Source organism: Thermogemmatispora carboxidivorans (assembly GCF_000702505.1).
GTDB classification, from domain to species: Bacteria; Chloroflexota; Ktedonobacteria; order Ktedonobacterales; family Ktedonobacteraceae; genus Thermogemmatispora; species Thermogemmatispora carboxidivorans.
On sequence record NZ_JNIM01000001.1, the window covers coordinates 169,817 to 189,574 of the forward strand.

Here is a 19,758-nt window from a genome sequence, read left to right on the forward strand (position 1 = left end):
CCGTAGGCAAGGTGGGATGAGGAGGCTCCGCCTATCCTACTCCAGCCAATGGAGACGCAGGGCGTTGACTATCGCCTCAAGCCGATTGCGGGCTTTGAGCTTGCGCTTGATGACCTGAATCTCTGCTTTGACGGCCTCTTGGCTGAGCGCAAGCTGCTGAGCGATGGCGCGGTTGCTGGCTCCGCTGCTGAGGAGCTGCAGAATCTGGCGCTCGCGCGCTGTGAGCGGCGAGTCGGCTCGGTCTCGGTCCTGGGGAAAGCGGGCTTCGAGGCGTGTGCCCTGCCTGGGGGCGCTCTGGATCGTCAGGGTGCCACCGGCTCGCTGGACGCGCGCGCGCATCAAGTAGAGTCCAAGCTGGTGCTGGAGGCCACCCTCGCGCCGTTCTGGCGCTGGCGCAAAGCCCTTCCCATTGTCTTCAATACTGACGACGAGTGTCCCATCCTGATGCTCTATGCTGATGGTGACACGGCTGGCCTGCGCGTGCTTGCGCACGTTGTTGAGAGCCTCTTGCACGAGGTGGAAGATTGTCGATTCCAGGGTGCGAGGGAGTGCAAGCGGCTGCTCGATCCTCTCTTCCAGGGTGATGGCCGGCTCGGCTCGCTGGAAGTCTTCCAGCAACGAGCGCAGGGCCAGCTCAAAGCTGACCTCGCCGAGCGGGGCGGGAGCCAGGGTTGCAATGGTTTCGCGCAGGCGCTCCAGGCTCTGACGCAGTTGCTGTTGGGCCTCGGCCAGGGCGCGTTTGGCTTCCTCTGGCTGGCTCTCCAGCCAGCGGCTGGCGGCCTCCAGCTCGTGAAGGAGGTGGGCTAGTTCTTGGGCCAGGCCGTCGTGGAGCGTATGGGCAAGACGCGCTCGCTCTTCTTCAATGGCCCCTTCTGGCGGCGATTGGGGTCTCGGTGCGGTAGCGACCACGGCAGCACTGCTGCGACGCCGATGGGGCCGGCTCTCAGTCGCCTGCTCATAGACGACTGCCTCTACGGGGGATGAGACGCCAGGCAGAGAGCGCGCGAGCAGTGTCAGGCAGAGCTGAAAGAGGTCGCTCGTGAGCAGGAGAGCAGGATCACTCTGGTGGGCAGCAGGCTGCCTGCCCTGGCCACTGGCGAAGCAGAGGACCAGGAGTGCACTGGCAAGCTGGTCTGTCTGACCAAGGGGATAGAGGAGCAGGCACCCGGCGCCCCGGCTCCAGCGGCGTTCGCTGGGTAGGATCTGCGGCTCTTGCTGGATGGAGGGAATGAAGCGGGGGGCCCGTGCACGGATGACACTGCCGAAAAGGCCGTTCAGGGGAATGAGATCAGTAGTGCTTGCCTGCTGCTGGCGGTCGTTCTGAGAAAAGGGGCGCGATGGCGGGCGGCCACTGCTCGCCAGGAGGCGCAGAGACTGGGGAGACTCCTCGCTGAGGAAGAGCAGAACGCGCCGGGCAGCGCTGTCCTGGCGCAGAAAGTCAAGGAGCAGGCGCCGCCCTTGTTCCGCGGGCAGGTGTTGAAGGCGTTCGATGATCTCTAGAAGCCGCTCCGCTCTGAGCATTGGAGGTCTCTCAATCAGGGCTGTGGTCAAGAGCAGACGCACTCGCTGGGAGGTTCGTCCAGTATTGGCCGCTGTTATGGTTTGTTGCTGTGCTCTTGCTCTTACCATACCCAGGGGATACAAGCTATGTCTTCCTATCTTAAGAGGAAGCCTCTCTTGAGCACAGTGGGTAACCGTCGACGGCGCAAGATGCGCTGCTCCTCTCCTCTCTCTCCCTGGGGAGAGGGGTCAGAAATCTTTGGGCGGCGCTGGCCGCGAGCGGCCTTTTTGGGGCCTGGTCGTCGAAGGTGAGGCGGCGCTGGCGCTGAAAGGGGCCAGGTGGCTGGTCTGAGCGCGGAGGGCGGCGATTTCGGCCTCGGTCAGCGGGCGCCAGGCACCGGGCGGTAAGTCACCCAGGGTCAAAGGGCCAATGGCGACCCGTTGCAGCTCCAGGACGGGGTGGCCAAGGCTGGACAGCATGCGCCGGATCTGGCGTTTTCGTCCCTCGTGCAGGCGCAGCTCTAGCCAGGTGCCGGTGGTAGTTCGGCGTAGCTGTTCCAGCGTGCCAGGCGAGGGAGACCCTCGCACAAGTGCGTGATAGCGTTTCTCTGGCGAAAAGCGGGGATGCATCATATGCAGGGCGAACTCGCCGTCGTTGGTCACCAGCAGCAGACCTGTGGTCTCCAGATCGAGGCGCCCCACGGGATAGAGGCGCAAACGGCGCAGCTCCGCGGGCAGCAGGTCGAGCACTGTGGGCCGCCCATGAGGATCACTGGCGGTGCTGACATAGCCCGCTGGCTTGTGGAGCATGAGATAGAGGTGGTGCGCCGGCGCCTGGATGGGCCGCCCGTCGACGGTGATCCTATCTCGCTCGGGATCTATACGTGTCGCCGGCGTGGTCACGGTCTCCCCATTGACCTGCACGCGCCCGCTGAAGATGAGTGCTTCAGCGTGACGGCGCGAGGCGACACCGGCGTGCGCCAGAAAGCGAGCGAGGCGCTCTTTGTCTGTCAATGCGCTCATAGCGACTGTTTGCCTGCCATACAGATGCCGCAACGCTTGGCGCGGCAGGTTTCTTGATAGATATGGTGTAGGCCCTGTTGCTCACAGGCGCGCCGCGGCTCGCTGGGGAGGAGGAGCTGCCGAGTCATGGCTCGTGTGACCTGGTTGGACGGCAGGGCCGGATACGTGTCATAGAGCTGCCGGGCCTGATGAGCAAGGACCTCGTTGCCCTCGATCAGGGCGACAGCGTAGGCAAAAGGTAGGACAGCGTTGCAGATGAGAATATCGCTGCGCGCTCTGCTGAGGGGCGCCAGAGAAGCCCGCAGCTCGGCGATCGCTCGTTGAGGCCTCTCGATGTGTAGGGCGGGCTGGAGCGTAGCCCAGGCGCCCCTTGTAGACCAGCGGGCTAGCAGCAGGCCCAAAGCCCGAAGCCGCGCCGCATCCAACGGGGGTGGCTTCGAGGCCCGCCCCTCTGGCTCGGGCAGAGCGGTTGTGAACCCAAGCAGACGCTCACCACAGGCGCGGAAAAAGCGACGATTGCGCCCATAGCCCAGACCCTCGGCCAGCGCTGTAATCAGGCAGACGTCGTAGGCAGAGAAAGGGGGATGGGCTTCTGCCTGGTGCAGGGCTGCTACGAAGCTGGCGGCTTTCTCTTCAAAGCGCAGAGTCCCGGCCACGGTCAGCAGGTGTGCGCGTTCAGATGCTGTCATCTGCGGCCAGAGGCGCTGGCAGGGCCAGCGTGCTGGAGAACCATCGGCGGCCAGCGGGAGCAGCGGCAGATCGGCAGGCGTGATCACTGCGTCGTAGAGGGAGCAGAGCGGGACGAGGCTGCCGTCCTGACGACGTGGTGCTGTGGAGTGATCGCAGATCAGCACGACATGGAGAATCACGTCGTTGTAACGTGCGTCCTGATGATGACCGTGCGCCAGCCAGTCGCTGGCGCGTACGTGCAGCTCGACATCGCCGACCAGCTCCCGCCTTCCGTCGTAGAGGACGGCGTCGCGCACATCCGGTCCGCAGCGGCCACCGGGGCGCCCTGGAAAGAGTAAGAGCAGAGAACCACCCTGACTCAAAGGGAGCAACGCCCCGGGCTGGAGGGCCCACCAGCGCCGTGCCACCTCGTCCTCGCCAAGGCCGCTGCCCGCCTCTGGGGCCAGACCCTCAGTGACCGCTGACGAACTGCACGTGTCTCTCTCCAATGCTACAGACCTGTCTCTTCGTGGCCTCTCTTCCTCTTCCATAACAGCCCTCTCAGCCTGCTCTCTTGTTTTCTCTCTTGGGAGATGGTCCAGACAGCGTCGTCAACCTGTTCACCAGTGAACTCAGCCAGCCTCAGTCTGCTCCCCCTCGATCCCGCTCGGAGCTGACTCGGCGAGAGATGTTGCATCCTCTGGCTCCTTCTGCCTGCTGGCCTGCTCTGTGGCCTCCTCCTCCGTGGTCTTCGGGATGGCGCTCTCTGCAGGCTCTGCCATTTCTTGATGGGCAGTCGTTGCCGCTTCCGCTGCAATCGCTGCCTCCTCAAGAGCCTCGCTCGCGGCTGAAGCCTCCCCATCGACTGCCTTGTCCTCTGCTTGCTCTTCCGAAACGGCGGCAAGCGGTGGAGCTTCTGGGGGAGTCACCACTGCCTCAGTAGGTACTGTAGCCTCCGAGGAGGTTGTTGGCCCGACCTGGCTGAGGGCCATCTCCTCAGTGCTCGCTGGCGCTTCGCTTGCCTGAGTGGGCGGCATTGCCTCTGCCTCCACGGGCTGGGGAGTCTCTATTGCCTCTGCCTGCAGCGAGATCGCGGACGAGGCTGTCTCTGCTGGCGCGAACAGCTCTTCCTCGTGAGGCGGTGCCGACTCAGGATCTGCCTGCATCTCCTCTGGGAGCGGACTGGCCTCCGATGGCTCTGTTTCCGGGCCAGGCTGAATCGTCGTTGATGGAGCGAGGAGATCCTCGTCCTCGGTGCCAGCGGGTGCAGCTACCTCGCCGGCGCCGGCAGGGGCGCGCTCGCTCTGCAGCTCCTGCTGACTCACTGCCTCTGCTGGTGGGCTGAATGCCCCACTCTGGGCAGGGGCTGATGCCAGGTTCGCTGCTGGAGCAATCGCCTGGGCCCAGTGCTCGACCTCGCGCGCCGTTGCCTGGGCCACCTCGGCGGCATGGCTGGCCTGAGCCACTGCTTGCTCAACCTCGGCCAGCTCCTGAACGAGATGGCGACCTGATGGCAGCAGCTCAAGGCGAGCTGCCGCCAGAGCGGCCCGCTCGATCGCCAATCTGGCGGCCTCCTCCGCAGCCTCTGCAGCTGCTCGCGCCTCGCGCACCAATTCGGCGGGTGAGGCAGGCAGCAATGAAGAGGCGAGCACGGCTGGCGTCATGGGAGAGAAATCAGCCTCGCCATCGTCATCCTCGGCCTCGGGTAAGTCGGGAGGCTCGTCAAAGCCATACAACGCTGCCTGGTGTGGGCGCTCAGCCGCAGATGGCGCCGGCGAAGCCTGGCGGGCCTCCAGTGCTAAAGATTGCTGCTGACTGATCTGCTCCGCTGTGGCGCGCTGCGAAGAGGCATCATCCTCGGCAGCATGGGCAGAAAGCTCCCTGAGCGACTCCTTCGGGGTCGGACCGGCGTTGCTCTCGCCTGCTGCTAACTGACTGACCCAATCCGGTTCATGGCGCACTCCAGGCTCCGCATCCTGATCCTGATCAAAGCTGAGCCAGGCGCTGGTTTCCGGCTCAAACGCAGCGGGAGAGGGAGACTGGTCGAAACTTCTCTCGCCGGCTTCCTTTGCTGTATCCGCCGGAGCAGGCGAGGAAAGACCGGACCGTCCCCAGCCTGCCCGGAGCTGTTCCTCGCGACGGCCCTCCTCAAGGAGCAGATGCGTCAAGGCCTGCAGCTCGCTGAGCACCGCACTGCCACTGGCTATCTCCCCGGTCTCTGCCGAGGCTCCCGTTGCCGCTGCTGGCTTCATATCCTGTGCTGTGGATCGCTCTGCCTCCGCGGTGCTGGTGGCTGTCTCAGACTGGGGCTGGGGGGCTGAATCTGGCTCGCCCTCTGTCAGCGCTTCCAGGGTCTGCAGCTGCTGGCGCACGAGCGAAAGCCGTTCTTCAAGGTGTTGCAGGCGAGCGGTCCGCTTCTCTAAGCGAGCCTGGGCCCGATTCAAGCGCTCGACCGCTTTCGCGCGCGCGGCCTGGGCCTTCTGCAGGCGTTGAAGCAGGCGACGCTCGCGTTTACGCAGCTTCTTTGTCAGGTCGACCAGAGCCTCTTGGGGCCCTGCCTCATCGTGGTCAGATGGCACCTGCGTCATAGCGCTCTTCTCTCCTCTAGTTCCTCTCTTCTCTGAGACTGCTAACTGCCGCTGGATGAAAACAGGCAAATGAGCGAACGCCCCCGCGCCCTCGGCCTGGCCTGGCTGTGCTGGCGCCGGTCGGAAAATCCGCCGCTCTTCCTGGGGTTAACTCATCCATCCAACCATTCAGCTCTCTGTCCACCGGACACACGATCAATCAAGCTGCCTACCTCGCCGCTATCTCCCTACCTTAGCTTTCTTGCTTGCTACGCGCGCGGCGCGCCTGCGGCGGCTGGTGAAAGGGAGGGGGTCGCTTCACGGGCCGGAGACCTCACCGGCCCCTGCCTGAGTTGGGCCAGGATCTGCTTGCGGTTATGAGCTGACGAGTAGTCAATGAGTACGAGTGAGTAAGTAAGTGAGTGCCCCACCCTCCTTTCGGAGAGGATAGCGCATCGTCTCCCAGATTGCAAGAGACCTCTTCTGGAGGCTACCGCGCTGGTAAATCTGGGGGAGAACCAGACAAGGCAGAGACAGACACCCTGCCAGACAGGGCAGAGAGGAGCAGGCAAGTGGGCGAGAGCTGCTGAAAAGCCCAGGCTTCCCCACTGTCCAGTCGGCTCTGCCCCTGCTGGATAGTGGCTAGTGAAGACCGCGGGCCCGCCCGCTCCGATACCAGGCGAAAGGCCAGCGCCAGACCATCAGGAGCACCAGGACAGTGAAGAAAACCACCAGCGAGAACGTCAGGAAAGCATCAAGTGGCACAGGATAGGTGCGCTCGACGAAAAGCCAGCGCATGGCCATTGCCACTGGCCAGGAGATAATCCAGGCACGTAGGGTGTAGAACGTCATGAGGCGCGTGCTTGTCTCCAACTTGCGACGATAGACGCCCAGCCAGGGGGCGACCAGAAACCAGCCCAGCATGAAAGGCAGGGCGACCGTCACGATCTGAGAAAAGAGCGCCCCGCCGTTTAGCTCATGATGGCTTGTCAGACCAAAGAAGGCAAACAGTAGGAAAACAAGCACATCCCCAATCACCAGGTTGGCCACATAACCAGGCGTCGTCTTCAGGGGAGCAGGAGACGACCCTGGCGACTGCTGGCCAGGCTCTTCGAGGTTTCTCTCCGTTGCTGCCATTACTTTGTTACTCCTGAGCAATCTATGCCAAAGATCATATCACAAGGGAAAGAAAAGAGGGACCCAACTCTTTAACAAGGGGGGGTCAGGTCTCTCTTCCAGGTCTACTGCGGTGGCCACTACTCGTGTCGCGCCTCGTGCTCGCGCACCAGCTCCTCAACCGCCGCTAACTCGGTACGCACCGCGCGAATGCGCAGCGAGACGAACGCCAGATAAGCAAACAACCCGGCCCATACGAGGGCATAGGCAATAACCATATAGACCATCGTGTCAGAACCTCCTCTTCTTCGACCCTGGCTCCGTGCCAGGCAAACAGACAGATAGACAGACTGCGGGCCGTAACTGAAGGGCCAGGAGCGCCAATGCTCGGCGTGCCCTCCTTAATCGACAGCTTGCAGGCGGGCGCGCAGTCGCCATGACAGATGTTGGAGGCGCACCAGCTGGTAGAGTTGGATGAGCAGCACGCAGTAAAAGAGCGTGAAGCTAACCAGAGCGAGCATCAGGACCAGCACGACCGAAGGTGGCAGGGCGCCGGGGGTGCCGATCTCCGCTGCGGGGTGGAGGGTCCGCCACCAGTTCACCGATTCATAGATGATGGGGACATCGATCACGCCCAGGATCGCCAGCACCGCGCCGGCGCGTGCGCTCGTAGACGTTTTGCCGAGGTAACTGCGCAGCATCAGATAAGCGACATAGAGGAACCAGAGAATGAGGCTTGTCGTCAGGCGAGCGTCCCAGGTCCACCAGGTGCCCCAGGTCGCGCGGCCCCAGAGTGAGCCAGTGACCAGCGTCAGGGTTGTAAAGACTGCGCCGGACTCTGCCGCTGCCAGGGCCAGCCAGTCCCAGCGCTCGTCTGCGCGCCAGAGATAGACGGCCCCCCCGAGGGCCACAATCACGAATGAGAGCATGGCCAGCCAGGCCACGGGCACATGAAAGTAGAAAATGCGCTGTGAGAGGCCCTCGATCGCGTCGGTAGGGGCGTAGAGAAAGATCGCCCAGATGGAGATCATCATGCCCACCAATGCCAGAGTACCCAGCAGCAAGGAGACAATGGGCCGGGGTGGCCTTCTCACCGGAGCTGCGGCCTCCTGGAGGGCCGTACCTGTCTTATTGATCACAGCCATAAGTTCCATTCCTCCTGGCGGGTTGCCGGCCCGCCATTCCTCATCAACAACAGCTCACGCACGCTTCAGTTACTCCTCAATGACATAAGAGAAGGTCAAGAATGCCAGACTGAGAAAAATCACATCGAAGGCGGCCAGCAGTCCTAGCCAGGGAGGCTCGTTCGGAGCTGCGATCATCAGCGCCCCCGTGGCCCGCACCGCGGCGATCACAACCGGCACAATCAACGGAAAGACGAGCAACGGCAGCAATAGCTCGCGAGCGCGCGTGGCGGCGGTCATAGCCGAAAAGAGGGTGCCGATGGTGGCCACACCGAGCGTCCCAAGCAGGACAATCGGGAGCAGCTCGCCGCTGAAGAGCGGGACCGCGAAGAGAGCGGCGAAGATAGGCAAAGCAACCAGCTCGACAATGCCGATGAAGAGCAGGTTGCCGAGCAACTTCGCCAGGTAGATAGCGCGGCGGTCCACCGGACAGAGCAGCAAGCGATCCAGAGAGCCGCCCTCGCGCTCGGCGGCAATCGTGCGCCCCAGGCCGAGCAAACTTGCGAACACAAAGGCCACCCAGAGGGCGCCGGGGGCAACAGCAGCCCGATTCTCGACGCGCAGATCAAAGGCGAAATTAAAGATCACAAAGACCAGCAATGCGAAGAGTCCCATCCCCAGCCAGGTTTGCTTACTGCGCAACTCGTAACGGATATCTTTGCCGAGGATTGCCAGCACCTGGCTGCAAAAGAGGCGCAGCGCACTCAGCCTATTCATCAACCCACCACCTCCTGATAGGCCCAGCGCACCTGGGACAGATCCAGGCCCGCCGTGGCCTCCTGGTAGACGATTCGTCCCCCTTTGAGCATGACCAAACGGTCCGCCTCCTGCAGAGCAAACTCAGGTCGATGGGTCGTCAGGATCAGCGTGCCACCATCGGCCATATGCTCAGCCAGCAAGGCGGACAGGAGGGCCGTGCCGGCCTCGTCCAGCCCTGTTTCGGCCTCATCCAGCAGGAGCAGGCGCGGCCTGTGCAGCAGAGCGCGGGCCAGGGCCAGGCGTTGCAGCTGACCACGCGAGAGCGAGCCGACGCGATCCCGCGCGCGTCGAGCCAGGCCGACCCGTTCCAGCAGTGAGAGCGCGCGCTCGCGTCCCCTGGCTACCCCATACATACGCGCGAAGAAGAGCAGATTTTCCAGAGCGGTCAGCTCCTCATAAAGATAGGGTTGATGGGCCACCAGACCAACCAACCGCCGTACCTCCTGGGCATCCTGCACACAGTCTAGACCAGCCACCAGGGCCTGACCTGCTGTAGGGCGCGTCAGGCAGGCCAGGATGCGCAGGAGGGTCGTTTTGCCGGCCCCATTGGCTCCCAGCAAAGCGAGCCGCTCGCCAGCCCACAGACTCAAAGCGATCCCGCGCAGCACCGGGCGAAAGGCGAAACTCTTACTCAGCCCCTGAATCTCCACCAAAGGCCGGCCCGTCACCTGTCTCCTGGCCTCCTGGGTCAGGAGAGACTGCTCGCTACTGCCCTCACCAGACGTTTGCTTACTTCGCTCATTGCTGCCAGTGTATGTCATCCCGCTCCGCTTCTCTTCTGATCCTAGGCCTATCTAGCCAGCGCCCTGCCTCTCCAGCGGCCAGACCGTTCGCGTTCGGCTCTAAGCCTGGTTGCCATCATGACACAGGGCGGCTGATCTGGCCAGACTTCAAAGGAACAGCCTGGCGTGGTTCTGGGCCTCAGCTTTTCTCTGGGCGACGTTTAGCGCGAGAAGATGAGCGCGAACTCTCGACGGCCTGGCGCTCCTTCGCGCCGCTGCGGCGCTCCTTCTCCTGCTCAAGGCTCATCAGCGCGCGCAGGCGCTCCTTGATCCTGGCTCGCTCTTCGGTGTACTCTGTCTTCTTCAGCCGTCCCTCCTCGAAGGCCTTATCCAGCTCCAGCAACTGATGCAGGAGGCGCTCCTGTTCGCTGCTCTCGGCCTCATTCTTGCCGCGAGGGTGGGTTACCGCTGACTCTGGTCTCGTGCTGGACGGGCGCTTCTGGGCATGTTGGCGACCTTGACGCCTGGCCTCACGCCTGCGCTGGAAGAGGTTGTAGAACAGCGAAGAGAGCACGATGATCACCAACATCACTAACACGCCGCCAACCAGCCAGACCCAGGTTGGAACCAGGAAGAGCCCGCTGTTTTGGCTCTGGCCGCTGCTCAGAGGCAGACCCTGCATCTTGATATGAACCTGGTCGCCGCTGCGGAAATTCTGGTTTTGCAGCAGCAGGTAGGGGTGGCTATTGGCTGTCATCAGCCCCTTAGATGGCAACGCCCCCGAGCTGGCCTGCAGGGCGGGAGGCGTCAAAACCGAGAGCTGAACCGTTGGGTAGAAGAAGGTATAGGCAAAATCGTAGCTGCTGCTCTGATAAGGCACCTCGAATGAGAAAGAAAATTGCGTCTCGCCCGGCGGTACCGCCGCATCGCTGGCGAAGCCACCTGCAACCTGCACAGCCTCGACGCCGTTGAAGCCCTGGGCCAGGGTCACGTTGCGTGCACCTTGGGGCAACGAGAAGAGCAAAGCATTGGGGCGCCCCTGGCTGGCATTCAGCGATCCCACATAGGTCGTCTGTCCCACATTTTGGAAAAAGTAGATCTCCGAAACCGTGAACGTTCCTTTGCTGGCCTCCGGCTCATGAACCAGAATCGTGGCCTGGACCACGGCCAGATTCGCGCTGTTACTGGTGGCATCGTAGACTGTTAGCTCAATCTGCTGTCCTGCCTGCTTACTGAGATCGACCAGATCAGAGACATATTGAGCCCCCTGGTAGCGGGTATAGACCGCGTACTTGACCGTGCTAGCAGTGGCCAGACCGCTGAAGAGAAAGGCCCCCTGGCTATCGGTCTTGAGCGTTGTCAGGTCGCGAGCCGAACCATCCTGGGCCATTTGCAGCGTCACGCTTTGTCCCGCTACCGGGGCCTTGTTATGCGTCCCGTTGACCAGATGACCGCGGATCGTGCCCGTGCCGGCGCTGCTCGCTGCCTGTGCCGGAGCTGCTGGTAGCAGGAGCCAGGCCAGCGCAAGGAGCGCGCACAAGAAGGCCTGGGTGGTCAAAATCAGGCGCCCAGGAGCAGGGCCACTGCTAGATACTGTTGCTTCTTCCGACATCTTCCTCCCTCAACAGACGCAATCGCTCTTCGATCAGGGCATCCAGTTCCTTTTCGCGCATATGGCGCTCCTTGATAGCGAGCAGCGCGCGTCGCAGATAGCGCTCACGCAAGGAGCGATAGTCAGTTTCCGTCAGATTGCCAAGTTGATATTCCAGCTCAACCTCCTGGAGGGCAGCGCGTGCCGCCGTCTCCTCTTCAGAAGGGGCCAGAGCTGGGGATGTAGCCCCGGTCGAGTTTCCCCCTACCTCAAAGGAAGTGTCTGTCTGGTAGCTTGCTGGGCGTACCAGTGGGTAGAGCACCAGGGCCAGGGCCAGCAGCCCCAGCGGGACAGCTAAGAGCAGAGCCAGCGGCGAACCGGGAAGAACCATCAGAACCCCCTCTGTGCAGGCGACGGCAAAAAGAGCGGATCATCGGCGGCCAGCTCAGCCTCCAACTCCGCGCGATAGCGTTCCAGCTCCTCGTCGGGCGTGCTCTCCGTTGGAGCCAGAGCCGGAGCCGAGCGAGAAGCTGCCGCCCGTCGCTGACGCCACTCGCGCAGGACAAAGAAGATGAACACAGCGCCACCCAGAAGCACGGCTGGTGGGATCAGCCAGACAAGAAGACTGAAGCCCTGGCGAGGCGGATTCCAGAGGATCCTCTCCCCATAGCGATCCACAAAATACTGGATCACCTGCTGCTCTGAGCGGCCCTCTTGAAGTTGTTGGCGAATGACCGCACGCATCTGCTGGGCCAGCTCTGAAGGGGAATCCTGCACCGACTCGCCCTGGCAGACGGGGCAGCGCAACTGAGAAGCCACCTCGGCCACCCGCTGATCCAGAGTAGTTGCTCGTGGATGAGAGAGGTAGACAGACCACCAAACAAGGGCGATAGTCACAACGAGCAGCAGCCCCAGCACTGGCCCCAGTGCGCGTAGCGGCAGACGTCTCATTGGCTCACCTCCTCCTCTGGCTTCGCCGACTTCAAGTCTGGTGAGCCTGGCGTGCGCGCAGTTGCAGCGCGCTCAGCACCCTGAGCCGAGACAGCGACCGCTCGCTCCTGGTCCTGGTCGTCGGTTCCTTCTGCGGCGGAGCCTGTTGGGGCCTTGGAAGCCTGAATGAGCGACCGGTCTGGGGAGGTCGCTCCCTCGGAGAGGGTAAGCGGACGGGCCAGACGGCCCGAGCGCAAGCGCGTGGGCGGCTCTGGCCACCAGCAGACGACGCCACCCAGGATCAAGATCAGGCCGCCAAGCCAGACCAGGACCGTCAGAGGGTTCACGTAAATGTGGACGGTCGCCTGCGCCGCTCCTTGCCAGTCCTCCAGGAAGACATACAGATCTGTCAGCCCGTAGGTCGTGATCGAGATCATGCTGGCCGGCTGATCGCTGAAATTATGGTAGATCTGGCGCCCGGGGTAGATGTAGCGAAGGAGCTGGCCATGCTGCCAGATCTGAAACTGAGCCACCACTACATCCTTCTCGGGATAGAAATTCTCGATATTGCCCAGATAGACCAGCTGGTAGCCAGCGATACTCACCTGCTGACCTGGCTTCAGCGTCGCGTCGCTCTGCTGCTGGAAAAAGTGCGAGCCAATGACCCCGACGGCCACAATCAGCAGGCCAAGATGGACGAGATAGCCCCCATAGCGGCGGCGATAGCGCGCAAAGAGCATCAATAGTGCGCGCAGATAGGGCTCGCCGTGCCGATGGCGCACCCGCACCCCACGCCATAGCTCATACAGAATCGCGCAGCCAGTGAAACTACAGACTGCAAAAGCCACATTTGCCCACAGTGACGGCACGCCAAGCAGAGGCAGAATAGCGGCACAGAGAGCGGCCAGCAAGGCGGGAAGACCCAGATTGCGGCGCAGTGCCTGGAACGACGTGCGGCGCCAGGCCAGCAGTGGGCCAATCCCCATTGCCAGCAGGAGCAGCAAGAAGAGCGGGCCGGTCACCTGATTATAGAAAGGCGCCCCAACGCTCATCTCCTCATGGCGCACAGCCGCCGAAATCAGGGGAAAAAGCGTTCCCCAGAGGGTGGCGAAGGCGATGCCGACCAGCAGCAAATTATTCACCAGGAAGATCCCCTCACGGGAGACCACCGAGTCAAACTCTTGCTCAGCGCGCAGACGGGGCAGGCGGAACAGAAAGAGGCCCAGGCTGAAGACGATCACCAGCGCCAGGAAAGCCAGGAAATAGGAGCCGATGGTCGAATAGGCGAAAGAGTGGACCGAGCTAATAATACCGCTGCGCACCTCGAAGGTGCCGAAGATCGACAGAGCGAAAGAAGCGATCACCAGGGCCAGATTCCAGACCTTCAGCATGCCGCGGCGTTCCTGGACCATGGTCGAGTGCAAGAAAGCCGTTGCCGTCAGCCAGGGCAAGAGGGCCGCGTTCTCCACCGGGTCCCAGCCCCAGTAGCCGCCCCAGCCGAGCACATGGTAGGCCCACCAGGCGCCCATCAGCAGGCCGGCGCTCTGGATCGTCCAGGCTGCCAGCATCCAGCGTCGAAGGGCGCGCAACCATTCGCTATCGAGCCGGCCCGTCATCATGGCTGCCACCGCAAAGGCAAAAGGCAGCGAGAAGCTCATATACCCCATCAGCAGCAGCGGTGGATGCAACAGCATGCCCGGGTCCATCAGCAACGGATTCAGGCCCACGCCATCGGCGGGTGGGTGGGCAAGGCGCACGAAAGGACTGGAGACCGTCGCCAGCACCACCAGGAAAAAGGTCTCAATGGCCATCAGTGTAGCCAGAACATAAGGAACCAGGGCCGCAGGCGCGTGGCGCGAGGTCAGCACGAAGAGGGCCGAGAACAGTGCCAGCGTCAATGCCCAGTAGAGTAGTGAACCCTCCTGACCACCGTAAAAAGCCGCCGTCACATAGTACCAGGGCATGCTCAGGCTCGAATGCTGCGCCACATAGCTCACACCGAAATCATGCAGCAGGAACGAGGCGACCAACGCTCCAGAAGCCAGCAGTAGGAAAGCCGCAACCGCCAGCGTCGCCCGTCGCGCGCTTGCCACCAGGGTCTCGCTCTGCCGTAGAGCTCCGGCCACCGCCGCCACCGGCGTATAGATCGCGAAAAGCAGCGCTAACAGAATAGCGCTCGCGCCCAGATCAGAAACGTACACAGCGCTCTTCTCCCTCGGAAACACTCCCACAGGCGGGCGTCTCTCAAGCAAGCTGCCATTGTGGTAGGCAGAGAAAGCAGAGATCAGCCAAAGGATAGTCACATAGCCGTGCCGCTGCCAGAGCCAGCCGGCCTCAACTGTTGCCGGGCGTTGGCGTGGCAGCCTGGAACTTCGATGGGCACTTTGCTAAGAGTGTCTGGGCCTCGAAGGTGCCCTGGCCGTGATAATAGCCCTCAACCACCACCTGGATGCCCGCCCGGAAAATATCAGGGACCACGCCGCTGTAGACTACGGGCAACGACTGCTGATGATCCGTAATCACAAAGCTCAACGTCTGATCGTGGCGCTCGATCGAACCGGGCTGTACCACGCCTGTCACGCGTACCGCCTGGCTACTGCAGGTTGTACAGTGTTTCAACTCGGCGATCGTCATATAGTAAACAGCGCTGGTGCGTGTATTCGCCACAATCAAATAGATGACAGCAGCGGCGATTGCCAGGCCAGCAACCAGCAGACCAGCCGGCACGCGCCGGCGTCGGCGCACTGAGGCCTGGACGGTATCCTTCTCAGTCTGAGTAGAAACGACAGCCGACTGCACGAAAGGAACCTCCATCCAACTGGAAGGCGAGCCTGACCCACAGGCAAACCAGCCCGCACTTCTCTCTCATTCGTACTTCCGGTCATACACTTGCCCCTGTCGCACAGACGCACCGGTAGCGCTCTCTCCTCTGGCTGTCGGGGCGCGACAACCTGAGCGCCGCGAGAGGAGAGGAGCGGGCAGCCAGTCCTCTAACGGCTGGTGAGGCTCGCCTCGAACAGAATATTGAGCAGGGCGCCGAGGGCGAAGACCACCACCCCCAGGGCCAACATGAGGCGAGGAGCGACCTGAGCAAAGCGTGATGAGCGACGAGCCAGCCGGCGAATCGAACTTTGTCCAAGGTAAAAGGCCAGCGCGAACAAAGCCAGCGCCAGCGCAATTTTCAAGCTCAGCGCCAGCAGATAAGGGAGACCGAGGCTCGTCTCCGTCAGACGGTTCACCGTTAAAAAGGCTCCGCTCACCAGGAGCAGGCCGATGCAGCCATTGACCAGGCGCCTGAAGCGCGCCGCGATTTTCGCGGCCAGCTCTGGGGCGGGAGCAAGGCGCAAGGCTGGCTGGACCACCAGCAAATACATGGCACTGCCCCCAACCCAGGTAGCAGCGGCCAACGTATGGATCACCCGCATGATCAGCAGCAGCCCCTGCGGCAGCAGTGCCGGCAGCCAGTCCATAGCCAGCCTCTTTTATCCTCGGATATCCTCGTAGGTCAACTTCCCGCTTCTCTGCCTTGCCTGCTGGTTTTACAGTCCCTTGTCCGGCGTCTGGTCTGAGTCCTCACAGACAAGTGCCAGGCAGCTCTTAGGAACTTCGTGGCTCAGCGGCTCAGCAGTCTCAGGCCCTGCTCCAGCAGCTGCACCGTTAGCTCGCCCTCGTGCCAGCCCACAATCTTGCCTGTGCGGTCGATAAAGATCGTCGTTGGCAGATTGGCCACCCCGTAGCTGATAGCTGTTGCGCCACTGCTATCGCTCACATTTGTATAAGTAATCCCGTGTGCCTGCAAGAAGCTCAGCGCATCGTTGTGATTGTCCTGGAAATCGAGGCCCAGAAAAACGATGCCCTGTCCCTGGACGCGCTGCCAGGTTGTCTGGAGGACTGGAGCCTCGCGCTGGCATGGCTCACAGGAGGACTGCCAGACGTTGAGCACGACCGCCTGTCCTTTAAAATTGGAGAGAGCGACCGCGTTGTTGGAGCCGGCGCCTGGGGCCAGCAGGGGCAAGCGAAAATCTGGGGCCGTCTTCCCCACCATTGGGCCACTGAAGCCCGCCGGAGCCGAGCCACCGCTCACCTTCTGTTCCGAGGCGGGAGTCAGCAACTGCGACCAGAGCACGGCCAGGAGCGCCACATTCAACAGACTCACCACCACAAAAATTGCAATGCTGCGCCTCCGTCTGCGCCGTGCCAGGGTCAGCTCGCTGGCCGTCGCGGAGCTCTCGTTAACCGGTAGCGTTTCACTGCTCATCGGTGCCCTGTTCGTTTTGCGTGCAAGATGATGCCAGGCTAGATTATGAGGATGCTGCCTGATAGCGGGCTTGCAATCCTTGACCCATACCTTACAATAGCCTGAATATCAAGGGCTGTCAAATGCAAGTGGCGGCGGGCACGAAATGCCTGCTCCTGGCGTGCGACCCTCAGCGTGCGCCGGGTCCCACCTGTCTACCGACACAAAGAAGCGCCCGAAGAGCGCGTTACTCTTCAGGCGCCTCCCTTGGCCTTGGGCCTGGCCCTGAGAAGCGGTTTCCTGGCCATCGCAGGGCGACTGGAAGGACCGACTTAGCCGCGGGCGCTCACCCGGCTTTGGGCGAAAAGCTCGATCATGGCCCGATTGAAAGCGGGGAGATCGCGCGGGCTGCGGCTACTCACCCAATTGCGGTCGTGCACGACCTCCTGATCAACCCAGTTGCCGCCGGCATTGCGGATGTCATCCTGGATCGTATGGTAGCTCGTTAAGGTGCGCCCGCGTACCAGTCCTGCCGAGACCAGCAGCCAGGGGCCATGACAGATAACCGCGATAGGCTTGCCGGCAGCATCAATGCGCCGTACAAATTCCTGGGCCTCGCGCTGGACACGCAAGGCGTCAGCATTCAAGGCCCCGCCTGGCAGAAGAACGGCCTCAAACTCGTCGGGGTTGGCCTGCTGCAATGTCAGGTCGACTGGGAAGCTGTCGCCCTTCTCGACGTGATTGACACCCTGGATCTGGCCCGCCTTTGGCGCCACAATGGCTGTGCGCGCTCCTGCTTCCTCCAGGGCCTTCTTTGGCTCGCTCAGCTCAACCTGCTCAAAGTAATCTGTTGCCAGAATAGCCACACGCAGGCCTTGCAGATTCGTCCCTTGCATCGATCGCAACCTCCTTTGCAAAGGTCAACAAGCAAGAAAGACAACCATTGTCAGGGCAAGGTCTTCCATTCAGACGCTGCCCTCTCCACCCACAGATACACGCGATGCCCCCCATGTAAGGAGACTCTGCTATTGGTCTGATGCTGAAGGCTGGCGAGCTATGAAGGGGGACCACCCAGGCGCGGGAGACGAAAGCAGGCAAAGATGCGAGCTGGGCCGGGCCAGGCCGGAGAGTCTGGCCTAGCCCAGGCGCGGTAGCTCTACCTTCGACCGCGCGCGGAAAATGAGGCGAATGCCCGTTCCTGCGAAGTCGAAGGCCTCGCGGAGGCGATTTTCCAGATAACGCTCGTAGCTAAAATGGAGGTAATCCGGGTTGTTCACGAAGAAGACAAAGGTCGGCGGATTAACCTGAGCCTGAGTGGCGTAAAAGATCTTGAGCTGGTGCCCGTGGACCGCGACCGGATGATGGCGACGAATGGCCTCCTGCACGACCTCGTTCAGACGAGCTGTGGGAATGCGCACGAAGCGCCTGTCGGCGATCTCGATGGCCTTGCGCAGCAACGATTGAACGTGGTAGCCGGTCTTGGCCGACGCGAAGACCACTGGAGCATAGGGAATGAACTTGAGGCCCGCGCTCAGAATCCTGCGGTACTCTTCGGCCTCGGCGATTTCCCGCGCCAGGCTGATGGGTTCTCCCCGGCGAGCGGCCCGGCGCTGCTCCTGGACGATATCCCACTTATTGACTACGACGATAATCCCTTTGGCCTCCTCGTGCACATAGCCCGCGATATGCGTATCTTGAGCCGCCAGTCCCTCGACAGCATCGATCAGCAGGAGGGCCACGTCGCAGCGATCGATGGCACGCATCGAGCGTATCACGCTGTATTTCTCGATGCCTGGTACAATGCGCCCGCGTCGCCGGATGCCAGCGGTATCGATCAGCACGAGCTTACGATCCTCAAAGAGCAGCTCGGTATCGATCATGTCGCGGGTAGTACCGGGCACGTCGCTCACAATAGCGCGCTCGTAGCCCAGAATGCGATTGAGCAACGACGACTTGCCAACATTCGGGCGTCCGACAATGGCGATGCGCACCTGCTCTGTCTCGTCCTCTTCGGCATGCTCCTCGGGCGTTTCGGGTGGCAAAGACTCGACGATCTTGTCTAGCAAATCGCCGGTTCCCAGGCCGTGCAGGGCCGAGATGTCGATTGGTTCGCCCAGGCCCAGGGCGTAGAACTCGGGGGCGTACTGGCGCTGGGTATCGTTATCGGCCTTATTGGCGGCCAGAATGACCGGCTTATTGGTGCGGCGCAGCAGGGTTGCCACCTCCTCATCGGCGGGGGTGATGCCTGTGCGCACATCGACCATAAAGACGATAACGTCGGCCTCCTCGATGGCCAGACGCACCTGAGAGCGTACGTGCTCCATCAGATCGCCGCTGACCCCGCTCAAACCAATCTGGCCCGGTGGTGTCTCTTCGCCGAGGGCCAGACCACCGGTATCGATCAGCGTGAACTCCCGTCCATTCCAGTCAGTATCTCCATAAAGGCGGTCGCGCGTTGTGCCGGGCAGATCCTCGACGATGGCGCGCCGCTCACCAATCATGCGATTAAAAAACGTGGATTTGCCGACGTTCGGTCGGCCTACGATGGCGACAAGTGGCTTCATAGCCCCTACCACCCCTTTCTTGCGATCCCGCAGAGTAGTAAGTGAGAGAAAAAACAGCCTGGGTTTGATTATAGCACAAACACAGAGTCGCTTTGAGTCCCTCTTTTTTCGGCCTCGGAGAGGGGTGCAATTCATATTGCGATATGCTATACTGATAAAGCTGGTCCCCCACCTGGCGCAGTCAATCGAAATGGAGGAGAGGAGAAGCGAGCGAATCGAGGGCGGTCCTGGCGCCGGGGCAGGCTAAGCCAGCGACGGCAAAAGCGGTAAGCAGTTTATTCAGGCCGAGGGCAGGTGCGAGGTCCTCTGTGGGGTGACCTCCTGCTGCTTGGCAGCAAAGGCAGGGAACACATGACTAAGAACCGCTTCCACCACTTTACAGAGAGCGCCAGGCTCATCTTTGTCGAAGCACAGCAGTCGGCGGAAAGGTATCAGCAGACGTACATTGCCCCAGAGCACTTGCTTCTAGGGGTAGCCAACAGCAAGGCTACGACTGCTACCAGACTGCTCAATCGAGTAGAGATCGACCCGCTTCTGCTTCGAGCAGTGACGGAGCGGGCGATTGCTGACCAGCTGGCGGCTCACCCTGATAGTGCCAGCGACCGGCTTGGTCTGACCCCGGAGGCCAAGGAAGCTATCGAGCTGGCAGTTGAGGAAGCGAGTCGCGAGCAGCTTGGTTTTGTGGGTAGTGAGCATCTACTCCTGGCTCTGCTGCGCCAGCAGGGGACCCTGGTGGTCAACGTCCTTGAGCAATTTGGCGTCAATCTGGAAACGGCCCGTGCGCGGCTCCAGCGTCTGCGCCAGGAAGGCTACACCTCCGAGCCTTAAGCGGCGGGTGGAGCCGGTAAGGTTCGTGATCCGCGATCCAGGGGAGCAGGCCCGCCCGGCACGGCTCA

General features: G+C 61.9%; 19 protein-coding genes. 1 reads left to right on the forward strand and 18 read right to left on the reverse strand.

Annotated elements, in window-relative coordinates; genetic code table 11:
- Positions 1 to 36: 36 nt before the first annotated feature.
- The 18 genes from N688_RS00630 to der form a co-directional block, all read right to left on the reverse strand.
- Positions 37 to 1,521: an ATP-binding protein gene (locus tag N688_RS00630; RefSeq protein WP_162179465.1), complete on the reverse strand. Its 1,485-nt coding sequence runs from the start codon at positions 1,519 to 1,521 to the stop codon at positions 37 to 39.
- A 228-nt stretch (positions 1,522 to 1,749) separates the two neighbouring features.
- Positions 1,750 to 2,523, reverse strand: coding sequence for a pseudouridine synthase (locus N688_RS00635; RefSeq protein WP_081838365.1), 774 nt, complete (start codon positions 2,521 to 2,523; stop codon positions 1,750 to 1,752).
- Positions 2,520 to 3,701, reverse strand: a complete 1,182-nt coding sequence (locus tag N688_RS00640; RefSeq protein WP_052887479.1) for a DUF2851 family protein — start codon at positions 3,699 to 3,701, stop codon at positions 2,520 to 2,522. Before N688_RS00640 ends, N688_RS00635 begins: the two co-directional genes overlap by 4 nt.
- A gap of 123 nt (positions 3,702 to 3,824) precedes the next feature.
- Positions 3,825 to 5,780 (reverse strand): hypothetical protein, encoded by a 1,956-nt coding sequence (locus tag N688_RS00645; protein ID WP_052887480.1) that lies wholly within the window; start codon positions 5,778 to 5,780, stop codon positions 3,825 to 3,827.
- A gap of 621 nt (positions 5,781 to 6,401) precedes the next feature.
- Positions 6,402 to 6,896: a DUF3054 domain-containing protein gene (locus N688_RS00650; protein WP_052887481.1), complete on the reverse strand. Its 495-nt coding sequence runs from the start codon at positions 6,894 to 6,896 to the stop codon at positions 6,402 to 6,404.
- Between the two features lie 119 nt (positions 6,897 to 7,015).
- A complete protein-coding gene (locus N688_RS22580; protein WP_156025230.1) occupies positions 7,016 to 7,162 on the reverse strand; it encodes a CcmD family protein in 147 nt (48 codons plus the stop codon).
- 114 nt (positions 7,163 to 7,276) lie between these two features.
- On the reverse strand, positions 7,277 to 8,020 hold the full coding sequence (gene ccsA / locus N688_RS00655; protein WP_081838367.1) for a cytochrome c biogenesis protein CcsA: 744 nt from the start codon (positions 8,018 to 8,020) through the stop codon (positions 7,277 to 7,279).
- A 69-nt stretch (positions 8,021 to 8,089) separates the two neighbouring features.
- On the reverse strand, positions 8,090 to 8,776 hold the full coding sequence (locus N688_RS00660; protein WP_052887482.1) for a heme exporter protein CcmB: 687 nt from the start codon (positions 8,774 to 8,776) through the stop codon (positions 8,090 to 8,092).
- A complete protein-coding gene (ccmA, locus tag N688_RS00665) occupies positions 8,776 to 9,579 on the reverse strand; it encodes a heme ABC exporter ATP-binding protein CcmA (RefSeq protein WP_081838368.1) in 804 nt (267 codons plus the stop codon). The genes N688_RS00660 and ccmA overlap by 1 nt, the downstream gene beginning before the upstream one ends.
- 160 nt (positions 9,580 to 9,739) lie before the next feature.
- A complete protein-coding gene (locus N688_RS00670) occupies positions 9,740 to 11,152 on the reverse strand; it encodes a carboxypeptidase-like regulatory domain-containing protein (RefSeq protein WP_052887483.1) in 1,413 nt (470 codons plus the stop codon).
- A complete protein-coding gene (locus N688_RS00675) occupies positions 11,127 to 11,522 on the reverse strand; it encodes a hypothetical protein (RefSeq protein WP_052887484.1) in 396 nt (131 codons plus the stop codon). The genes N688_RS00670 and N688_RS00675 overlap by 26 nt, the downstream gene beginning before the upstream one ends.
- Entirely contained in the window at positions 11,522 to 12,082 is a 561-nt protein-coding gene (locus N688_RS00680; RefSeq protein ID WP_052887485.1) for a cytochrome c-type biogenesis protein, read from the reverse strand. Before N688_RS00680 ends, N688_RS00675 begins: the two co-directional genes overlap by 1 nt.
- A complete protein-coding gene (locus N688_RS00685; RefSeq protein ID WP_081838369.1) occupies positions 12,079 to 14,262 on the reverse strand; it encodes a heme lyase CcmF/NrfE family subunit in 2,184 nt (727 codons plus the stop codon). The genes N688_RS00680 and N688_RS00685 overlap by 4 nt, the downstream gene beginning before the upstream one ends.
- 133 nt (positions 14,263 to 14,395) lie before the next feature.
- Positions 14,396 to 14,860, reverse strand: coding sequence for a cytochrome c maturation protein CcmE (locus N688_RS00690; protein WP_052887486.1), 465 nt, complete (start codon positions 14,858 to 14,860; stop codon positions 14,396 to 14,398).
- Between the two features lie 191 nt (positions 14,861 to 15,051).
- The gene (locus tag N688_RS00695; RefSeq protein WP_052887487.1) at positions 15,052 to 15,531 is read right to left on the reverse strand and encodes a CopD family protein; all 480 of its coding nucleotides are present in this window, start codon (positions 15,529 to 15,531) and stop codon (positions 15,052 to 15,054) included.
- Between the two features lie 143 nt (positions 15,532 to 15,674).
- Positions 15,675 to 16,319 carry a TlpA family protein disulfide reductase gene (locus tag N688_RS00700; protein ID WP_052887488.1) on the reverse strand — a complete coding sequence of 215 codons (645 nt, stop codon included), beginning with the start codon at positions 16,317 to 16,319 and terminating at the stop codon, positions 15,675 to 15,677.
- A gap of 311 nt (positions 16,320 to 16,630) precedes the next feature.
- The gene (locus tag N688_RS00705; RefSeq protein WP_052887489.1) at positions 16,631 to 17,194 is read right to left on the reverse strand and encodes a type 1 glutamine amidotransferase domain-containing protein; all 564 of its coding nucleotides are present in this window, start codon (positions 17,192 to 17,194) and stop codon (positions 16,631 to 16,633) included.
- A gap of 240 nt (positions 17,195 to 17,434) precedes the next feature.
- Positions 17,435 to 18,862: a ribosome biogenesis GTPase Der gene (gene der / locus N688_RS00710; RefSeq protein ID WP_052887490.1), complete on the reverse strand. Its 1,428-nt coding sequence runs from the start codon at positions 18,860 to 18,862 to the stop codon at positions 17,435 to 17,437.
- Positions 18,863 to 19,213: 351 nt separating this feature from the next.
- On the opposite strand from der, the gene N688_RS00715 reads away from it, so the two are divergent.
- Positions 19,214 to 19,690: a Clp protease N-terminal domain-containing protein gene (locus N688_RS00715; RefSeq protein ID WP_052887491.1), complete on the forward strand. Its 477-nt coding sequence runs from the start codon at positions 19,214 to 19,216 to the stop codon at positions 19,688 to 19,690.
- Positions 19,691 to 19,758 lie beyond the last annotated feature (68 nt).